Source organism: Lampropedia hyalina DSM 16112 (assembly GCF_900129055.1).
Lineage (GTDB): Bacteria > Pseudomonadota > Gammaproteobacteria > Burkholderiales > Burkholderiaceae_C > Lampropedia > Lampropedia hyalina.
On the sequence record NZ_FQUZ01000006.1, the window covers coordinates 111322 to 128183 of the forward strand.

The following is a 16862-nucleotide window of genomic DNA, read 5'->3' on the forward strand; positions in this document are numbered from 1 at the left end:
GAGCCACGAGGCGCAAAGCGCAGCAATAGCAGTGCTATTGCGAGCATTTGCAACGAAGTGGATCGCCCGATTCCGCAGATGCACACGGCGCGAGCATTCGGGCAGACCTTCCCTGGCATCATGCTGCACTGCACCGCCGAAGGCAGGCGGGCGACAACGCCTATCTATAATTGCGCCACTTCGGCAAACCCTGGGCAGTTCTGACCATTGCTGCTGCCCGGATGCCCTACACCACTTTGCATTTTTCGTGCCAGCCACGCGGGCACGGTCTGCCACCATGACCACACACACTTACGTCCTGAACCTTTCCTGTCCTGACCGCAAGGGGCTGGTACACGCCGTCTCCGGCTTTCTGCTCGACAACGAGGCCAACATCGAGGAGGCCGCCCAGTTCAACGACCACACCACCGGGCTGTTCTTCATGCGGGTGCAGTTCGATGTGCCCACGGTCTCCACCGCCTCGCTGCGCACCGCGCTGGAGGCATTCGCCCAGCCGTTCTCGATGAGCTGGAGCCTGCACGACGCACTCACGCCCGTCAAGACCGTGGTGCTGGTCAGCCGCGAGGGGCATTGCCTCAACGACCTGCTGTTCCGCTGGAAGTCCGGCCTGCTGCCCATCGACATCCGTGCCATCATCAGCAACCACCGCGACTTCTACCAGCTCGCGGCCAGCTACAACGTGCCGTTCCACCACATTGCCGTCACTGCCGCGACCAAGGCCCATGCCGAGGAACGCCAGTACGAGATCATTCAGGACGAAGGCGCGGAACTGGTGGTACTGGCGCGCTATATGCAGATTCTGTCGGACGATTTCAGCCGCAAGCTGGCGGGCCGGGCCATCAATATCCACCACAGCTTTCTGCCCAGCTTCAAGGGAGCCAAGCCCTATTACCAGGCACACGAGAAAGGCGTGAAGCTGATCGGCGCGACTGCGCACTACGTCACCGCCGATCTGGACGAAGGCCCCATCATCGAACAGGACGTGGCACGCGCCTTCCACAGCGACACCGTGGAAGACCTCACCGCACGGGGCCGCGACACCGAAAGCCAGGTGCTGGCGCGTGCCGTGAAATGGCACAGCGAGCACCGCATCCTGCTCAACGGCCAGAAAACCGTCATCTTCCGCTGAACGGCAACCCCAGCCAGCCCCTGCCCGCGCATGTTCAACGTCGTCCTGGTTCACCCCGAAATCCCGCCCAACACGGGCAACGTCATCCGCCTGTGCGCCAACACCGGCAGCACCCTGCATCTGGTGGAACCGCTGGGCTTCTCGATGGAAGACCGCTACATGCGCCGCGCCGGGCTGGACTACCACGAGTACGCCCAGACCCTGCGCCACGCCAGTTGGCAGGCGTTTCTGGCAGGGCAACGCCCCGCGCCCGACCGCCTGTTCGCGCTGACCACCAAGGGCAGCCACAGCGTGTTCGCGCAAACCTTCCAGCCAGGCGACTGGCTGGTGTTCGGCTCCGAAACCCAGGGCCTGCCAGCCGACATCCGCGAGCAGTTTGCCCCGGCGCAACGCCTGCGCCTACCCATGCAGCCCGCGCAGCGCAGCCTCAACCTCTCCAACGCCGTGGCCGTCACCGTGTTCGAAGCATGGCGGCAAAACAGCTTTGACGGCGCGGTTGTTTGACAAAATGGTGCAGTGCAGTGTCACAATCGCTGCTTCACCATGCCACCGATCTGGATCACCCTCATGGACACCAAACTTCTCGAACTGCTGGTCTGCCCCGTCACCAAAGGCCCCCTGCGCTACAACCGCGAACAGCAGGAGCTGATCTCGCGCAGTGCGCGGCTGGCCTACCCCGTGCGCGACGGCATCCCCGTGCTGCTGGAAGAGGAAGCCCGCACCCTGAGCGACGAGGAACTGGAGCAGTGACCACGACCGCGACCCGCCCTGCCAGCGGCGCGCCCGACCAGCCCTTCACCGTGCTGATTCCGGCACGCATGGCATCCACACGCCTGCCCGACAAACCGCTGGCCGACCTGCTGGGCCTGCCGATGATCGTGCGCGTGGCACAGCAGGCCCGCCAGAGCCAGGCCGATGCCGTGGTGGTGGCCACCGACGATGCGCGCATCCAGCACGCCTGCGAGCAGCACGGCATTGCCTGCATCATGACCCGCAGCGACCACCCCAGCGGCAGCGACCGGCTGGCAGAGGCCGCCACCCAGTTGGCACTGGCCGATGGCCACATCGTGGTCAATGTGCAGGGCGACGAACCGCTGATCGACCCCGCCCTCATCGATGCCACCGCCGCGCTGCTGCTGCAACAGCGCGACTGCGTCATGGGCACGGCCGCGCACCCCATCGACACCGAAGCCGATTTTCACAACCCCAACATCGTCAAGGTGGTGCTCAACGCCCAGGAGCAGGCGCAGTATTTCAGCCGCGCACCCATTCCCTTTGCCAGGGATGCAGCGACCACCCCCAACGCGCCTTTCTGGGCCGCCCCCGGCCAGCAACCGCCGTTGCGCCCCCTGCGCCATGTGGGCATCTACAGCTATCGCGCGGGCTTTCTGCGCCAGTACCCACAACTGCCCCCGGCCCCGACCGAGCGACTGGAATCCCTGGAACAACTGCGGGTGCTGTGGCATGGCCACCGCATAGCCGTACACACCAGCGACACCGCCCCCGCTGCCGGTGTGGACACCCCGGAAGACCTGGAACGGGTGCGCGCACACCTGCGCCAATCACAAACGGCACCGCCCGCGCATCCGCATCATCCCTGATAAAGCAAAGCGTTGTATCTGTTTCACGCATGGTATGCTTGATTCGTTTGACCGCAGCAGCCCTGCCATACCGCCTGCACAGCAGGGATACCCCGCATCGACTTCCTGCCTCTTCCATGTTCCGGGTCAGCCCACCGCCACCTGAGACAGAACACGGCAAGCATTCTCGACCATTTTCTGAAACAACAATCCAGAGGAAAACACTCCATGAAACTGATTCTGTTGGGCGCGCCCGGCGCAGGCAAAGGCACACAAGCTGCGTTCATCTGTGAAAAATTCGGCATCCCGCAAATCTCCACCGGCGACATGCTGCGTGCCGCCGTCAAGGCCGGCACCCCGCTGGGCCTGAAGGCCAAGGCCGTGATGGATGCCGGTGCGCTGGTCAGCGACGACATCATCATCGGTCTGGTCAAGGAGCGCATCACCCAGCCCGACTGCACCAACGGCTTCCTGTTCGACGGCTTCCCCCGCACCCTGCCCCAGGCCGACGCGCTGAAGGAAGCGGGCATCGACCTGGACTATGTACTCGAAATCGATGTGCCGTTTGCCGACATCGTCGAGCGCGTCACCGGCCGCCGCCAGCACCCCGGCAGTGGCCGCACCTACCATGTGCGCTTCAACCCGCCCAAGGCCGAAGGCATCGATGACGTGACCGGCGAGCCGCTCATCCAGCGCGACGACGACAAGGAAGACACCGTGCAAAAGCGTCTGGAAGTCTATGACGCACAGACCCGCCCGCTCGTGCAGTATTACTCCGACTGGGCCGCCACCGGCGCGGCACACGCCCCGCAATACCGCAAGATCAGCGGTGTGGGCAGTGTCGATGAAATCACCGCCCGCGCCTTGGCCGCCCTGGAGGGATAACATACAGCCCCAGGGAGAATGCCGCTTACTTAACGCCGTCATTCCGGCGAAGGCCGCAATCCAGTGAGGACATGGAGAAAAAACACGTTCATTTATCTTGGCTTGGCTTGCTTTGTCACTGGATTGCCGGGTCAAGCCCGGAATGACGGGAAACAGGCTTAAGTAAGTGCCATTCTCCCCAGAGCTGATTTCTTTCATCTTCTCTTTCCGGCGCAGACAGCCCCCAAGGCTGCTGCGCCGCGTCTTTTTGGGGTGGGCATCTTCTCCCGCAAGCCCTCATCCCGTCCAGGGTATTTCACCGAACCTGTTTATCATTCCCGCATGGCTGGCTGCATCGACTCGTGCGACGGCCTGCCGTCGGCGATCGTTCGTCGCATCCGTTCACTTCGACACAGGTTCTGCCCATGCCCCGACACTATCTGGAAAAAGCCCAAACCTTCAAGACCCGCGCCGAACAGTTCTGGCTGGTGCAGGCCGTCCAGTCCTGGTTGCAGGCCGATGGCCTGCGCATGAGCGCGGCCATGTCCTTCTACGCCATGCTCAGTCTTGCGCCGGTGCTGGTGCTGCTGGTGGCCATGCTGGGCTGGTGGCTGGATCGCTCGGTGGTGGAAAGCAATGTCATCGAACAGGTGCAGGCCCTCACCGGCGAGCGCACGGCAGCCCTGGTACAGCAAGCCCTCAGCAGTGCCACCACCAAGTCCGAAGGCATCATTGCTTCGCTGATTGCCACCGGCGTGCTGCTCTCGGCGGCTACCGGAGTGTTCGTGGGCTTGCAGGATTCGCTCAAGGTCATATGGGGACAGCAGAAGGATGGCAGCCAGCCGTGGTGGTGGATGCTGGTGATCCGCCTGCGCGGCGTGGGCTATATGCTGGTCTTTGGTGGCCTGCTGATGCTGTCGCTGGTCATGAGTACCGCGCTGCGGGTGGTGGCCACCTGGCTGGACGACTACATCAGCCACCCCTGGTTCTGGTCTGCGCTGAATGAAGGGGTCAGCTTCGTGTTCATCACCCTGCTGTTCTGCGGCATGATGCGCATCAGTGACGGGGCCAAGCCCGCACTGCGGCATCTGATGCTGGGTTCTGCCATCGGCGCGACCCTGTTCGCCATCGGCAAGCACTTCATGACCGGCTATCTCTCGGGTGCGGCGGCGGTTTCGGCCTATGGTGCGGCCGGTTCGCTGGTGGCCCTGCTGATGTGGCTGTACTTCACCAGTGCCGTGCTGCTGCTGGCTGCCAGTTGTGCCAAGGCACTGGCAGACAGTGCCAAAGCCGCCAGCCAGACGGCCACGGATGCCGCCCCACACGCCGACGCGCAACCAAGCGACACCCTAGGGCGTGTCATCCATTAGATTCGCCCTAGCCGAAGGCAAGTGACGGCAACGCAACAATCTGTCCTACTCCTGCCCCTTCATTCAGGGCCGACAAATCCTTATAGTGGAGCCATACCGTTGCACACGAAAGGAGTTGCCCCATGATTGAACGCCGTCCCTTTGAAAGCCTGGGTGGAGCGAACCACGGCTGGCTGGATGCGAAGCACCATTTCTCGTTTGCCGAGTACCACGACCCGGCGCGGGTTCACTGGGGAGCCTTGCGGGTCTGGAACGACGATGCGATTGCGCCCCACACCGGCTTTCCACCCCACCCCCATGCCGACATGGAAATCATCACCTATGTGCGCGAAGGCGCGATCACCCACCAGGACAGCCTGGGCAACCAGGGGCGTACCGAAGCGGGTGATGTACAGGTCATGAGCGCGGGCACAGGCATTCGCCATTCCGAGTACAACCGCGAAGCGGTGGTGACGCGGCTGTTCCAGATCTGGATTTTCCCCGACTACCGGGGAGCCACGCCATCCTGGGGCACCCAGCCTTTCCCCAAGGGGGAGCGTTCCGGCCAGTTCGTGGTATTGGCCAGCGGCATCGAAGGGGATGCAGGTGCCCTGCCAATCAATGCCCATGCCCGCGTGCTGGGTGCGACACTGAAGGCAGGCGAGACGCTGGAATACGCGCTGGGCGGCGACCGCGCCGCCTATCTGGTGCCTGCCACCGGAGCGGTGGACGTGAATGGTGTATCGCTGCACACCCGTGACGGTGCGGCCATCAAGGACGAAGCCGTGATCCGCATCACCGCACACGAAGAAGCCGAACTGGTGCTGGTGGACAGCCGCAAGGCATAAAGGCATACACCAGAGGCCCTGCGCTACAATCCGCCCGGCGGACTGCACGCCAACGCATGGCCCACGAATGGCGGGATGGATACGACACCATCCCGCCATTTTTGCAGTCTGCGTCACGCCACGGCCTCCATACTCCACCTCCAGCCCTCCAGCTTCGCCATGCGCACCATCGGACTGACCATCTTTTTGCTCACCCTCAGCAATGTGTTCATGACCTTCGCGTGGTACGCCCACCTGAAAGAACTCAGCAGCAAGCCCTGGCTGCTGGCGGCCCTGTTCAGTTGGGGCATTGCGTTCTTCGAGTACCTGATTCAAGTGCCGGCCAATCGCATCGGCCACACCGTGCTGTCGGTGGGCCAGCTGAAAATGTTGCAGGAAGTCATTACCCTGTCGGTATTCGTGCCCTTCGCACTCTTCTACCTGAAGGAGCCGCTGAAGCTGGATTACCTCTGGGCCGCACTGTGCATCCTGGGGGCGGTGTACTTCGTGTTCCGCAGCCCCTGACGGGGTCTTGCCAGACTGTTCAGGGCACGATGGCCTGGGCAAACTCCCGTGCGTTGAAGGTTTGCAGGTCTTCGAGTTTTTCGCCCACACCGATGAAGTACACCGGCACGGGGCGTTCCTGGGCAATGGCTGCCAGCACGCCACCCTTGGCCGTGCCATCGAGCTTGGTGACGATCAGGCCCGTGAGTTGCAGGGCATCGTCGAACGCCTTGACCTGGTTGAGGGCATTCTGGCCGGTGTTGCCATCGATCACCAACAGCACCTCGTGCGGCGCGGTGGCTTCGGCCTTGCCGATGACGCGCTTGATTTTCTTCAGCTCCTCCATCAGATGCAACTGGGTGGGCAGGCGGCCTGCCGTGTCCACCAGCACCACATCCTTCTGGCGCGCCTTGCCGGCACTGACGGCATCGAAGCTGACGGCCGCCGGATCGCCCCCCTGCTGGCCGATGATTTCCACGGTATTGCGCGTGGCCCATACGCCCAGTTGCTCGCGTGCAGCGGCACGAAAGGTATCCGCAGCGGCCAGCAGCACCGAAGCATCGGCCTCGGCCAGATGGCGCGTGAGCTTGCCTATCGAGGTGGTCTTGCCCGCGCCATTGACCCCGGCAACCATGATGACGGTGGGTTCGTGCTCACCAATCACCAGCCCTTTTTCCAGCGGCTGGAGCAGCTCGGTGAGTGCGTCGATCAACAATGCCTTCACTTCGGCTGGGTTGGTGGTCTTGGTGTCCTTGACGCGCCTGCGCAGATCGTCCAGCACAAAAGTGGTGGCCTTGACCCCGGCATCGGCCATCAGCAGCGCAGTTTCCAGCTCTTCGTAGAGGTCTTCGTCGATCTTCGTGCCGGTGAACACCGTGGAGATGCTGCTGCCCGTCTTGCGCAGACCGGCCCGCAAACGCTCCATCCAGCTTTTGCGCTCCACAGGAGCCGGGGCTGGCTCCACCACGGGTGCGGGTGCGGGTGCGGGTTCCGCCACTGGCGATGCCAGCACAGGCGGCGGCACGGGAACCACAGCAGCGGGGACGGCCACCGGCTCTGGCCGAGAGACGGGCGCGACCGATTCAGGAGCCAGCACAGGCACGGCGGCCGGTGCAGATACAAGTGCTGGCACCGGCTCGACCACCGGTGCGGGTGCAGCCACCACCGGGGCAAGCTGTTGCGGCAGCTCGGTGATGGCGGGCGGGGCAGCGGCTGGTGGCACAACAGGCTCCGGGGCCACAGAAGCTTCAGCGGGAAAAGCTGCTGGCGGGGGCGGTGGTGGCGGAACCAGCAGGGTATCCTGCTCCAGCCCGAAACCGGGTGCCAGTGCATCTGGCTCCGCCCCCTTGTCTTTCCCCTTGTCCTTGCCGGTGCCAAACAGCGGCTTGTTCAGCCACTCCATGGCCGTGGCGGCAAATCCACTCTTGGCCGGTGCGGCCACAACGGGTTTATCATTGTCGCTTTCGGCCTCTGTGCCTGCCTGCTGGCCCTGGGCCTCGGATGGCGGTGCAGCCTCTGCGGGAGAGTCACTGCCACCCGGTGGGGATTTTTTCTTGAAAAAGCTGAACATAAATAATCTTTTGACAAGTGATGAACCGCAACGCCAGCGGCATGCAGAGGCTGTATGCCTCTCGCAATCGCACGGGCCACGGTGTTTTCGCAACAGTAGCCGCTGCGATGCGGCACTTACCCCGATTCTATGTTTCAATCCACGCCCGACAGAATCGGGCGACCAGTCCGGGAAGGGGCCACGCCGCTTCCCTTTTCCATTGTCCCCCTGAAGGGGGTTGTTTCCAACCGGAATTGCTTCTGATGAAACGTTTGACCCTTCTTGCCGCTGCGGCGGCACTCTGGCTGGCTGGATGCGCGTCGGTGCCGTCCAGCACATCCGCCGAATCGGCTGCGCCAGCCAGCCACCCCCCCGCCACACTGGTGGCACAGACTGGAGACATCCACCATTACCGCCTGGGCAATGGCATGGAAGTCATCGTCAAGCCCGACCGGCGTGCGCCCACCGCCATCCAGATGATCTGGGTGCGCACCGGCTCCATCGATGAGGTCGATGGCACTTCCGGCATCGCCCACATGCTGGAACACATGATGTTCAAGGGCACACCCAGCCTGCCACCGGGCGAATTCTCGCGCCGTGTGGCTGCACTGGGCGGTCAGGAAAACGCCTTCACCAGCCGCGACTATACCGGCTACTTCCAGCAGGTTCCCGCACAGCGGCTGGCCGACGTGATGCAACTGGAGGCCGACCGCCTGGCGCACAACCAATGGCCGGACGAAGAATTCCTGCGCGAGCGCGAAGTGGTGACGGAAGAACGCCGTGCCCGCATCGACGATCAGCCGCGTGCCCGGCTGTTCGAGCAAATGTTCGCTTCCGCCTTCCTGGCCGACCCGGCACGCCGCCCCATCATCGGCTGGATGGCCGACATTGCCGCCTACACCCCGCAGGACGTGCGCGACTTCTACCAGACATGGTATGTGCCCGGCAATATGGCACTGGTCGTCGTCGGGCAGGTGGAGCCTGAACAGGTGCTGGCACTGGCCCAGCAGCACTACGGGGCCATTCCCGCCCGCGCCCTGCCCGAGCGCAAACCCTTTGTGGAACCTGCCCAGCAAGGCGAACGCCGCCTGCAACTGCACGACCGCGCCGAGCAGCACCTGCTCACACTCGCCTACAAGGCTCCGCTGCTGCGCAACCTGCAAACACCCGATGCACAGGATCGGGACGCGCTGGCCCTGATGCTGCTGTCCACCATTCTGGATGGCTACGATGGCGCAAGGCTGGAGCGCGCCCTCACACGCGGGGGCAAACGCCTGGCCGACAGTGTCGGCAGCTCCGCCATGGTCACCGGCCGCAGTGGTGGCCTGTTCGTGCTCACCGGCATCCCGGCGCGGGGTATCAGCCCCACCCGGCTGGAACAAGGGCTTCAGGCCGAAATCCGCCGCATTGCCCGCTCGGGCGTTTCCGAGGCAGAACTGCAACGGGTGCTGACACAGTGGACGGCCTCCGAAGTGTATGCACAGGACTCGCTGTACGCCCAGGCCAGCGCACTGGGGCAGGCATGGATTCAGAAAGACCCGCTCAACCGCACCGAAATGCTGGTGCAACAACTGCGCACCATCACCCCCCGCGACGTGCAGCGCGTGGCACAGCAGTACTTCCAGCCCGAACAGCTCACCGTGGCCACCCTGGTGCCCAAGAAACCCGACGCGAACCGCGCCCCTGCCCCGAAAGGCAAGCCATGACTGCAACATCCCTTGACCGCTCTCCCGTTCGCTCCTGCGCTCCTGCCCCCCAACTGCCCCGTCTGGGGCTGCTGCTGATCGCCCTCACGGCCCAGGCTCCCGCCTGGGCCTTGCTGCCCATCGAACACTGGCAGCAGGACAGCGGCGCGAAAGTCTGGCTGGTGGAAAGCCAGGCCCTGCCGATGGTGGATGTGCGCATCCAGTTCGATGCCGGCAGCCGCCGCGATCCTGCCGGCAAGGCCGGGCTGGCACAGGCCACCGCCAGCCTGCTCACCAAAGGCACGGCGGCACGGCAATCCCAGCGCGCGCTCAACGAAGACCAACTGGGGCAGGCATGGGCCGATCTGGGCGGGCAGTTCTCTGCCAGTGCCAGCAACGATGCCCTGCAATTCTCCCTGCGCAGCCTGACCGATCCTGCCCTGCTGGAGCCAGCCGTGCAACTGGCAGCGCGACAGATCGGCCATCCCGCCTGGCCCGCAGCGGTATGGCAACGCGACCGCCAGCGTTGGATTGCCAGCCTGGCCGAAGCCCGCACCCGCCCCAGCACGCTGGCATCCGAAGCCTTCGCACAGGCCGTCTATGGCAGTCACCCCTACGGCTACCAGATCAGCCCGCAAAGCCTGCAACGCATCACCGTGCAGGACATGCGCCGTTTCTATGCCGATGCCGTGCGTGCGTGCCGCGCCCACGCCACCGTGGTGGGCAAGGTGAACCGCGAGGAAGCCGACCGCATCGTGCAGCAACTGCTGGCCAACCTGCCTGCCACACCCGGCAGCACCTGCCCGCCGCTGGCCGACATCGGGCCAGTGGCCGCACTGGAACAAGCCTCGGAAAAAACCATCCCGGTGGCCTCCACCCAGACCACCATCGTGCTGGGCCAGCCCGGCATCCAGCGCGACGACCCGGACTTCTTCGCCATGCTGGTGGGCAACCACATTCTGGGCGGAGGCGGCTTCACCTCGCGCCTGATGCAGGAAGTGCGCGAAAAACGCGGTCTGGTCTATGGCGTGTACAGCGACTTCAACCCCGGCCGCCATGCGGGAGCATTCTCCATCAGCCTGCAAACCCGCAACGATCAAGCCCCGCAAGCCCTGCAACTGGTGCGTGAAGTCCTGACCGACTTCGTGCAGAACGGCCCGACCGAAGCCGAATTGCAGGCCGCCAAGGACAACCTGATCGGTGGCTTCGCGCTGCGGCTGGACAGCAACGCCAAGCTGCTGGGCAACGTCAGCAACATCGCCTGGAACGGCCTGCCGCTGGACTACCTGGACACCTGGACCGAGCGCGTCGAGGCCCTGGGCACCGACGACATCCATCGCGCCCTGCAAAAGCACCTGAACCCCGAGCACATGGCCACCGTCATCGTGGGCCAGACAGCCGCCCCCCAGCCTTCCACCCCGTGAGGTCACAGCCATGGATGAAATCGTCAAACAAGCAATGGCCAAATGGCCGAACGTCCCCGACTGCTACGGCTGGCTGGGGCTGGACGCACGCGGGCACTGGTACATGCGCGACGATGCCACCCAGGCCCAGGGAGACTTTGCCCACAGCAAAGGCTCACGCCTGCTGCACGACGGGCTGATCGCCTTCATCGGCCGCAACTACACGGCCGACGACCAAGGCCGCTGGTACTTCCAGAACGGCCCCCAGCGCGTCTATGTGGAACTGGAAAGCACCCCGTGGATATGGCGCATTCAGGACGATGGCACCATCCTGAGTCATACCGGCCAGAGCGTCACCGTACAGGGCAGCCTGCTCGACGAACTGGGGCGCGTGTACCTGCACACCCCGCTGGGGCTGGGGCTGGTGCACAGCCAGGACATCTACGCGTTCAGCCGCTTGCAGGAACAGCAACCGGACAACGCCCTGTGGCAGCCCCGTGAGGTTCCAGCCCACGCACTGCCCGCACAGTTCGGCTATGTGCCCAGCCCGCAGGCCCTGAACCGCAACGAGTCACTGAACGGTCGGTGACTGCTGCGCTGCCAGAAACTCGTCGGCCAGTGCCTTGCACTGGCGGCGACGCCAGGCGGTTTCCACCACCTCATCCTTGGCAGTGTCGAACACCACCTTGTACTGGCAGACGATGAAATCCTTGCGCTGCTCGCCCGTGCGCAGGTTCCAGTTGTAGTCCCATTCATTGCCCTTGCCACCGCCGCCCTGCGCGGCAGGCAAAGGCTCACCCAGCAATGCCTGCACCTGCTGGGCAGAAGTGCCCGGCTGCACCGCATGAATCTTGCCCAGATCGGCAAGCTGTCCGATGCGCCGGAACGGTTCGTCCAGCTCCGGCACGGTCGCCTCGACCCGCTCGTAGGACAGACTGGAATCCAGCACCGGCCCTGTCGTGGCGGGCTGTACCTGCTGCGCCCAGCCTGCCGTGCTGGCGGCGGCACACACTGCGGCGGCAACGACCGCGCGAAACACCATGGATTTTTTCATGACATCAACCTCTCACTGATACATTCAACAAAAACAAACGACTGCATGCCCTCACTCCTGCAAGAGCATGCCTTGCCCCCTCAACGCTCACGCAATGCCTCTCTGGCCCGATTGACCGGCTTGATGAGGTACTCCCAGATGGTCTTGCTGCCGGTCTTGATGTCCACGGTGGCCACCATGCCCGGCACAATCGGAAACTGCACTCCGGCCTCATTTTCCAGTGCGTCCGAATTGGTGCGGATGAACACCCGGTAGTAGAACACCTCGGGCTTGACTTCATCGCGGATGGTATCGGGCGAGATCGTCACCACCTCGCCGTCCAACCCGCCATAGATGGCATAGTCGTAGGCGGTGATCTTCACCAGTGCGGGCTGCTGCGGGTGGATGAAGGCAATGTCGCGGGGCGACACGCGCGCTTCGATCAGCAACTGCTCGTCCAGCGGCACAATCTCCATCAGGCGGCCATTGGGCGGCACCACGCCACCAATCGTCGTCACCTCGATGTCCTTGACCACGCCACGCACCGGCGAACGGTGCGTCAGGCGTGTCAGGGAGTCGGCGCGCCCGCGCACCGCCGATGACAGCGACTGCACTTCCGCATTGACCCGCGCCAGCTCTTCGCGGCTGCGCACCATGTACTCGGCATTCAGCTCGGCCAGCTTGAGCTCGATCTCGTTGCGCTGGCGTTCCAGCCGCAACAGCTCCATATTGCTGGCCGCCCCGGTCTTCACCAGGGCCTGGGTCACATCCATCTCCCGCTGCACCAGCGTCAGGGCCTGCTTCAGGCCGCTCTGGGATTCCGACAGACTGGCCTTGCGCGAGTTGAACAGGGCCGTCTCGGTGGAACGCAACTGTGCATAGCCAGACAGCTCCTTGGGGAAGGCAATGCGGGCCTTGCCGCTGACCTCGGCCTCCAGACGTGCAGCACTGGCCAGCGCGGCCCGGTACTTGGCCGCCGTCTCTTCCACATTCGACTCGGTCTTGGTCGCGTCCAGTTGCGCCAGTATCTGGTTTTTCTCGACGATGTCGCCCTCGGCCACCAGCAACTCGGTCAGAATGCCGCCCTCCAGCGACTGCACCACCTGCTCGCGCGAGGTGGGAATCACCTTGCCCGAACCGCTGGAAACCTCATCGACCTCGAACCACCAGGCCCAGGCCACAAACACCAGCAGCAGCAAACCGACCAGGGCAATGATCTTGCGCGAGCCGCTGGCACGCACCTCATCCATCTCATCCGGCAGATACATCACAGCGACTCTCCTTCGCCCGCAGGCCGTGCCTTCACGGCCACCTTCACACCCGTGGCAGCCGCAGAAGCAGCCGGAGTTTCGCTGGCCCGCGCATGGCCCCGCAACCGCTCCAGCACCTTGTCGCGGCTGTCGTTCATGATGATGCGGCCATTGTCCAGCACCAGCACCCGGTCCACCAGCGAGAGAATCGACATGCGATGCGTGGCAATCACCAGCGTGCGCCCCTTGCCCAGTGCCGCCAGCGACTGGATGACCTGCGACTCCGCCACCTCGTCCAGCGACGCGGTCGGCTCATCCAGCAGCAGCACGCAGGGGTTGCGCAACAGTGTGCGCGCCAGCAGCAGGCTCTGGCGTTGCCCGCCCGACAGCCCCAGGCCGCCCTCCTGCACCAGATAATCCAGCCCCTGCTCCATCTTCTGCACCCAGCCCCACGCACCCGTGGACTGCAACACCGCAATCACTTCCTCATCGGAAGCATGGGGCGTGCCCAGCAGCAGATTCTCGCGCAGCGTGCCATGGAACAGCCGCGCATTCTGGCTCACCAGCCCGACATCGCGGCGCACGTCTGCCGGGTCGATATGGGCCATGTTCACGCCATCGAGCAGCACCGTGCCCGATCCATGCTCCATCAGCCCCGACAGGGCTTGCAGCAGCGTGGACTTGCCCGCCCCGTTCTTGCCCAGCACGGCCACGCGCTCACCGGGGCGAATCTGCAAGGATGCCACCTGCAAGACCGGCGTTTTGCCGTCGTAGCTGAACACCGCATTGCGAATGTCGTACTCGCCCTGAATCAGCGGGCGGTGAATCAGCATCCGCTGCTCCGGGTTGTCCACCGGCAGTTGCAGAATCTTGCCCACGCCCTCCGCCGCCACCCGCGACTGCTGCCAGCGGCTGATGAGCGCGGTCACACTCGCCAAGGGAGCCAGCATCCGCGACGACAGAATCGATGCCGCCACCAGCACCCCGGTGGTCATCGTGCCTTCCATCACCATCGGCGCGCCCACGCACACCACCACCACGAACACCGACCCCTGCACCGTCTGCGTCCAGTTGTTCAGCGTTCCCACCAGACCGCGCAGCTTCAGCCCCGACTCCGCGCTCACCGCGTTGTAATGGTTCCACTGGTTCTGGAAGCGTTGCTCGGCCTGCAACACCTTGATGTCCTCCATGCCCTGCACCGACTCCACCAGCATGGCATTGCGCAGCGCGCCCTCGCGCATCCCCTCCTGCGCCAGCCGGTGCAGCCTGCCCTGCACCAGCAGCCCTGGCACCACCATCAGTACCACCGCTGCCAGCGGCACCCACACCAAAGGCCCGGCGATATACCAGAAGAGCACACAGAACAGCGCGAAGAATGGCAGATCGGCCACGGCGGCAATCGTCGTCGAAGTCATGAACTCGCGGATATGCTCCAGCTCGCGCAACTGCGAGATAAAAGTGCCCGTCGCCTTCGGACGCGCCGAATTGCGCACCCGCAGCGCGTGCCCGAACACCTTGTCCGAGACCCGCATATCCGCACGCTTGCCCAGAATGTCCGACACCGCCACCCGCGCCTGCCGCATGAAGAATGCAAACGCCATCGCCAGCATCACCCCGCCGAACAGCACATACAGCGTCGGGAAGGACTGCGCCGGAACCACCCGGTCGTACACCTGCATGGAAAACAGAATCCCCGCCAGTGCCAGCACATTCGCCACCAGCGAAGCCAGCATGATGTGCGCATACGGGCGCAGATCGCGCCACACAATCGCCCGCAGCCAGTGCGGCTCATAGGGCTTGATGTACTCGTCCACGCGCGAATCGGGCACCGACTGCGCCGGGCGCAGCACCGCCAGTTGCCGCACCTGCCGTTGCAGAGCCTCGGCCTCCAGCACCACGGCCAGCCCCTGGTCGCCGCTGAAGCGCACCTCGTAGTCCTGCTCACGGGTCATCGCGGTAATCACCGCCACCTGCCCGTCGTCCAGCACCACCACCAGCGGCAAATGCCAGATCGTCACCTGCGACAGCTCCGGCTTGAGCCAGCGCACCGCCAGCCCCGCCTGCCGGGCCATCTGCCGCACCGCCAGCTCCACATCGCGGCTCTGCTCCCAGGCCGCCGCCGTGCGGATGCTCTCGCGCGAACAGGGCACGCGGTAATGGCTGGCCACCTGCAAGATCGCATCCAGCCAGCCGTGCAACCATGCAGGAGCGGCCGCGCTGGCCGCATTCACACCACTGGCAGGACGCCCCGCCACCCCAGCTTGGGCCATATTCATGGTCGAATCTCCACACCGGACAGCTCTGCACCCTCCAGTTCAAACACCTCGCGCAAACGGCCACTGTCATGCAGGCAGGCAATCTGCTGACGGCGCAAATCGTACAAATTGTTCACCTGATCGAAATACGCCGAGTGAAACTCCTGCTCCGCATTGAGCAAATCCAGCAACGAGCGCGTGCCCATGTCCAGATACTGCTGGCGGTACAACTCGCGCGTCTGGTCGATATTGCCGATGCGCGTGTTCAGCACCGCCGTGCGCTGGGCATAGCCCTGCGACTGCTCGCGCGCATCCTCGAAACTCTGGCTGGCAGCCAGCCGCGCCTGCCGCGTCGCCGCCTCGGCGGCCGTCAGCGCATGGGCGGCAGAGCGCGAAGAAGCCTGCAAGCCACCACCCTCATACAAGGGAACCGAGAAATTCAGCCCCAGCGTCGCATCGTGCCGGCCATTGTCCGATGCCCGCGACACACTGTTGAGGCGGCGGCTCACACTCGCCTCCAGAGCCAGCGTTGGCAGGGTATTGGCCTCTGCCAGCCGCAAACCGGCCACCGCAGCCGCTTCCTCTGCCTGGGCCAGCCGCACCGTCGGCAAGTCCTCCCAGTTCACGGCCTCCAGTCGGCAGGCACCATGCAGAAACTCCGGTGCATCGTCCCCATCCACGGTCGCCGCACCGGCAGGCAAGCCGGTCAGATGCTGCAAGCTGGTGTTCCAGCGGCTCCACTGCGCCTGCATCTCCAGCACCGTGGCACGGGCCGCATCCTCGCGCGTGGCCGCCTGGGTCACATCCGAGAGCGTGCTCGCACCCAGAGCCTGGCGTTCCCGAGCCAGATCGGCCAGCGCGGTCACACCGCTGGCCTGCGCCTGCGCCAGCCGCACCAGATGCCCGTAACGCTGTACCTCCACCAGCGCGTGCAGCGTATCCTGAATCAGATCGTCAATCGACAGCAGCAGCCGGGCACGCGCGGCCGTATAGCCCGCACCGGCACGCTCCACCGTGCTGTCCACCTTGCCAAAATCGTACAGCGTCTGCGAGGCCGACAACGACAGGCTGTGCTGCCGCCGGTTGCCGGTCGTGCCGATATTGCGGTTGCTGAAATCAGACCCAATGCCCGCCCGCACCTGCGGGTAATAGCCTGCCCGCGCCACCTCGATGGACTCCTCCGACTGGAACAGCGATCCGACCGAATTTGCTACCGCCGGATGCCAGTTCACCGCCTGGTACACGGCCGTGCGCATATCCAGCAGCGGCAGACCGGCCTCCTCCTCTGCCGGTGGCTGCGCCTCGGTGGCGGCTCCCGCCCCTTCGGCAACGCCACCCTGCGCGACGGAACTTTCGTCACCCACCGCTTCGGAAACCGTCTGCTCCGTCTGCTCCGTCTGCTCCGTCTGCTCCGTCTGCTCCGTCTGCTCCGTC

General features: G+C 64.4%; 16 protein-coding genes. 11 read left to right on the plus strand and 5 right to left on the minus strand.

Translation table 11 applies throughout. From position 1 onward, the window contains the following. Positions 1-277: 277 nt before the first annotated feature. The 8 genes from purU (at position 278) to BUE21_RS03955 (ending at position 6274) form a co-directional block, all read left to right on the plus strand. On the plus strand, positions 278-1129 hold the full coding sequence (gene purU / locus BUE21_RS03920) for a formyltetrahydrofolate deformylase (protein ID WP_073354843.1): 852 nt from the start codon (positions 278-280) through the stop codon (positions 1127-1129). 30 nt (positions 1130-1159) lie between these two features. Further along, positions 1160-1633 (plus strand): tRNA (uridine(34)/cytosine(34)/5-carboxymethylaminomethyluridine(34)-2'-O)-methyltransferase TrmL, encoded by a 474-nt coding sequence (gene trmL / locus BUE21_RS03925; RefSeq protein WP_073354846.1) that lies wholly within the window; start codon positions 1160-1162, stop codon positions 1631-1633. Positions 1634-1696: 63 nt separating this feature from the next. After that, positions 1697-1879, plus strand: a complete 183-nt coding sequence (locus BUE21_RS03930) for a Trm112 family protein (RefSeq protein ID WP_073354915.1) — start codon at positions 1697-1699, stop codon at positions 1877-1879. Continuing rightward, positions 1876-2730 carry a 3-deoxy-manno-octulosonate cytidylyltransferase gene (kdsB, locus tag BUE21_RS03935; RefSeq protein ID WP_073354848.1) on the plus strand — a complete coding sequence of 285 codons (855 nt, stop codon included), beginning with the start codon at positions 1876-1878 and terminating at the stop codon, positions 2728-2730. The genes BUE21_RS03930 and kdsB overlap by 4 nt, the downstream gene beginning before the upstream one ends. Positions 2731-2937: 207 nt before the next feature. Then, positions 2938-3594 (plus strand): adenylate kinase, encoded by a 657-nt coding sequence (gene adk, locus BUE21_RS03940; RefSeq protein ID WP_073354851.1) that lies wholly within the window; start codon positions 2938-2940, stop codon positions 3592-3594. Positions 3595-3998: 404 nt separating this feature from the next. Then, a complete protein-coding gene (locus BUE21_RS03945) occupies positions 3999-4943 on the plus strand; it encodes a YihY/virulence factor BrkB family protein (RefSeq protein ID WP_073354852.1) in 945 nt (314 codons plus the stop codon). Positions 4944-5065: 122 nt separating this feature from the next. Beyond that, on the plus strand, positions 5066-5770 hold the full coding sequence (locus BUE21_RS03950; RefSeq protein WP_073354853.1) for a pirin family protein: 705 nt from the start codon (positions 5066-5068) through the stop codon (positions 5768-5770). Positions 5771-5929: 159 nt separating this feature from the next. Further along, positions 5930-6274 (plus strand): DMT family protein, encoded by a 345-nt coding sequence (locus BUE21_RS03955; RefSeq protein WP_073354854.1) that lies wholly within the window; start codon positions 5930-5932, stop codon positions 6272-6274. A 19-nt stretch (positions 6275-6293) separates the two neighbouring features. Here BUE21_RS03955 and ftsY read toward each other — a convergent pair whose 3' ends face one another. Next, complete coding sequence (gene ftsY / locus BUE21_RS03960; protein ID WP_407656051.1) at positions 6294-7634, minus strand: signal recognition particle-docking protein FtsY; 1341 nt, start codon at positions 7632-7634, stop codon at positions 6294-6296. Positions 7635-8065: 431 nt separating this feature from the next. Between ftsY and BUE21_RS03965 the strand changes: the two genes are divergently transcribed. The 3 genes from BUE21_RS03965 to BUE21_RS03975 are packed head-to-tail and all read left to right on the plus strand — an operon-like array spanning position 8066 to position 11479. Further along, positions 8066-9508: a M16 family metallopeptidase gene (locus tag BUE21_RS03965; protein ID WP_073354856.1), complete on the plus strand. Its 1443-nt coding sequence runs from the start codon at positions 8066-8068 to the stop codon at positions 9506-9508. After that, positions 9505-10911: a M16 family metallopeptidase gene (locus tag BUE21_RS03970; RefSeq protein WP_073354858.1), complete on the plus strand. Its 1407-nt coding sequence runs from the start codon at positions 9505-9507 to the stop codon at positions 10909-10911. The genes BUE21_RS03965 and BUE21_RS03970 overlap by 4 nt, the downstream gene beginning before the upstream one ends. 10 nt (positions 10912-10921) lie before the next feature. Next, positions 10922-11479 (plus strand): DUF2946 family protein, encoded by a 558-nt coding sequence (locus tag BUE21_RS03975; RefSeq protein WP_073354860.1) that lies wholly within the window; start codon positions 10922-10924, stop codon positions 11477-11479. Here the strand turns inward: BUE21_RS03975 and bamE are convergent. The 4 genes from bamE to BUE21_RS14785 form a co-directional block, all read right to left on the minus strand. Then, the gene (gene bamE, locus BUE21_RS03980) at positions 11462-11944 is read right to left on the minus strand and encodes an outer membrane protein assembly factor BamE domain-containing protein (protein WP_073354862.1); all 483 of its coding nucleotides are present in this window, start codon (positions 11942-11944) and stop codon (positions 11462-11464) included. The genes BUE21_RS03975 and bamE overlap by 18 nt on opposite strands. 80 nt (positions 11945-12024) lie before the next feature. Then, positions 12025-13191 (minus strand): beta-barrel domain-containing protein, encoded by a 1167-nt coding sequence (locus BUE21_RS03985; RefSeq protein WP_073354864.1) that lies wholly within the window; start codon positions 13189-13191, stop codon positions 12025-12027. After that, positions 13191-15449: a type I secretion system permease/ATPase gene (locus BUE21_RS03990; protein ID WP_084522814.1), complete on the minus strand. Its 2259-nt coding sequence runs from the start codon at positions 15447-15449 to the stop codon at positions 13191-13193. Before BUE21_RS03990 ends, BUE21_RS03985 begins: the two co-directional genes overlap by 1 nt. Beyond that, positions 15446-16862, minus strand: a 1417-nt coding sequence (locus BUE21_RS14785) for a TolC family outer membrane protein (protein WP_084522816.1), incomplete at its 5' end; no start/stop codon positions are given. The genes BUE21_RS14785 and BUE21_RS03990, both read right to left, overlap by 4 nt.

What these genes read in the sequence shown, in the direction of transcription:
- purU (WP_073354843.1), top strand. Translation starts at nt 278, where the DNA reads ATGACCACACACACTTACGTCCTGAACCTTTCCTGTCCTGACCGCAAG.
- trmL (WP_073354846.1), top strand. Translation starts at nt 1,160, where the DNA reads ATGTTCAACGTCGTCCTGGTTCACCCCGAAATCCCGCCCAACACGGGC.
- BUE21_RS03930 (WP_073354915.1), top strand. Translation starts at nt 1,697, where the DNA reads ATGGACACCAAACTTCTCGAACTGCTGGTCTGCCCCGTCACCAAAGGC.
- adk (WP_073354851.1), top strand. Translation starts at nt 2,938, where the DNA reads ATGAAACTGATTCTGTTGGGCGCGCCCGGCGCAGGCAAAGGCACACAA.
- BUE21_RS03945 (WP_073354852.1), top strand. Translation starts at nt 3,999, where the DNA reads ATGCCCCGACACTATCTGGAAAAAGCCCAAACCTTCAAGACCCGCGCC.
- BUE21_RS03950 (WP_073354853.1), top strand. Translation starts at nt 5,066, where the DNA reads ATGATTGAACGCCGTCCCTTTGAAAGCCTGGGTGGAGCGAACCACGGC.
- BUE21_RS03955 (WP_073354854.1), top strand. Translation starts at nt 5,930, where the DNA reads ATGCGCACCATCGGACTGACCATCTTTTTGCTCACCCTCAGCAATGTG.
- BUE21_RS03965 (WP_073354856.1), top strand. Translation starts at nt 8,066, where the DNA reads ATGAAACGTTTGACCCTTCTTGCCGCTGCGGCGGCACTCTGGCTGGCT.
- BUE21_RS03970 (WP_073354858.1), top strand. Translation starts at nt 9,505, where the DNA reads ATGACTGCAACATCCCTTGACCGCTCTCCCGTTCGCTCCTGCGCTCCT.
- BUE21_RS03975 (WP_073354860.1), top strand. Translation starts at nt 10,922, where the DNA reads ATGGATGAAATCGTCAAACAAGCAATGGCCAAATGGCCGAACGTCCCC.
- bamE (WP_073354862.1), bottom strand. Translation starts at nt 11,944, where the DNA reads ATGAAAAAATCCATGGTGTTTCGCGCGGTCGTTGCCGCCGCAGTGTGT.
- BUE21_RS03985 (WP_073354864.1), bottom strand. Translation starts at nt 13,191, where the DNA reads ATGTATCTGCCGGATGAGATGGATGAGGTGCGTGCCAGCGGCTCGCGC.
- BUE21_RS03990 (WP_084522814.1), bottom strand. Translation starts at nt 15,449, where the DNA reads ATGAATATGGCCCAAGCTGGGGTGGCGGGGCGTCCTGCCAGTGGTGTG.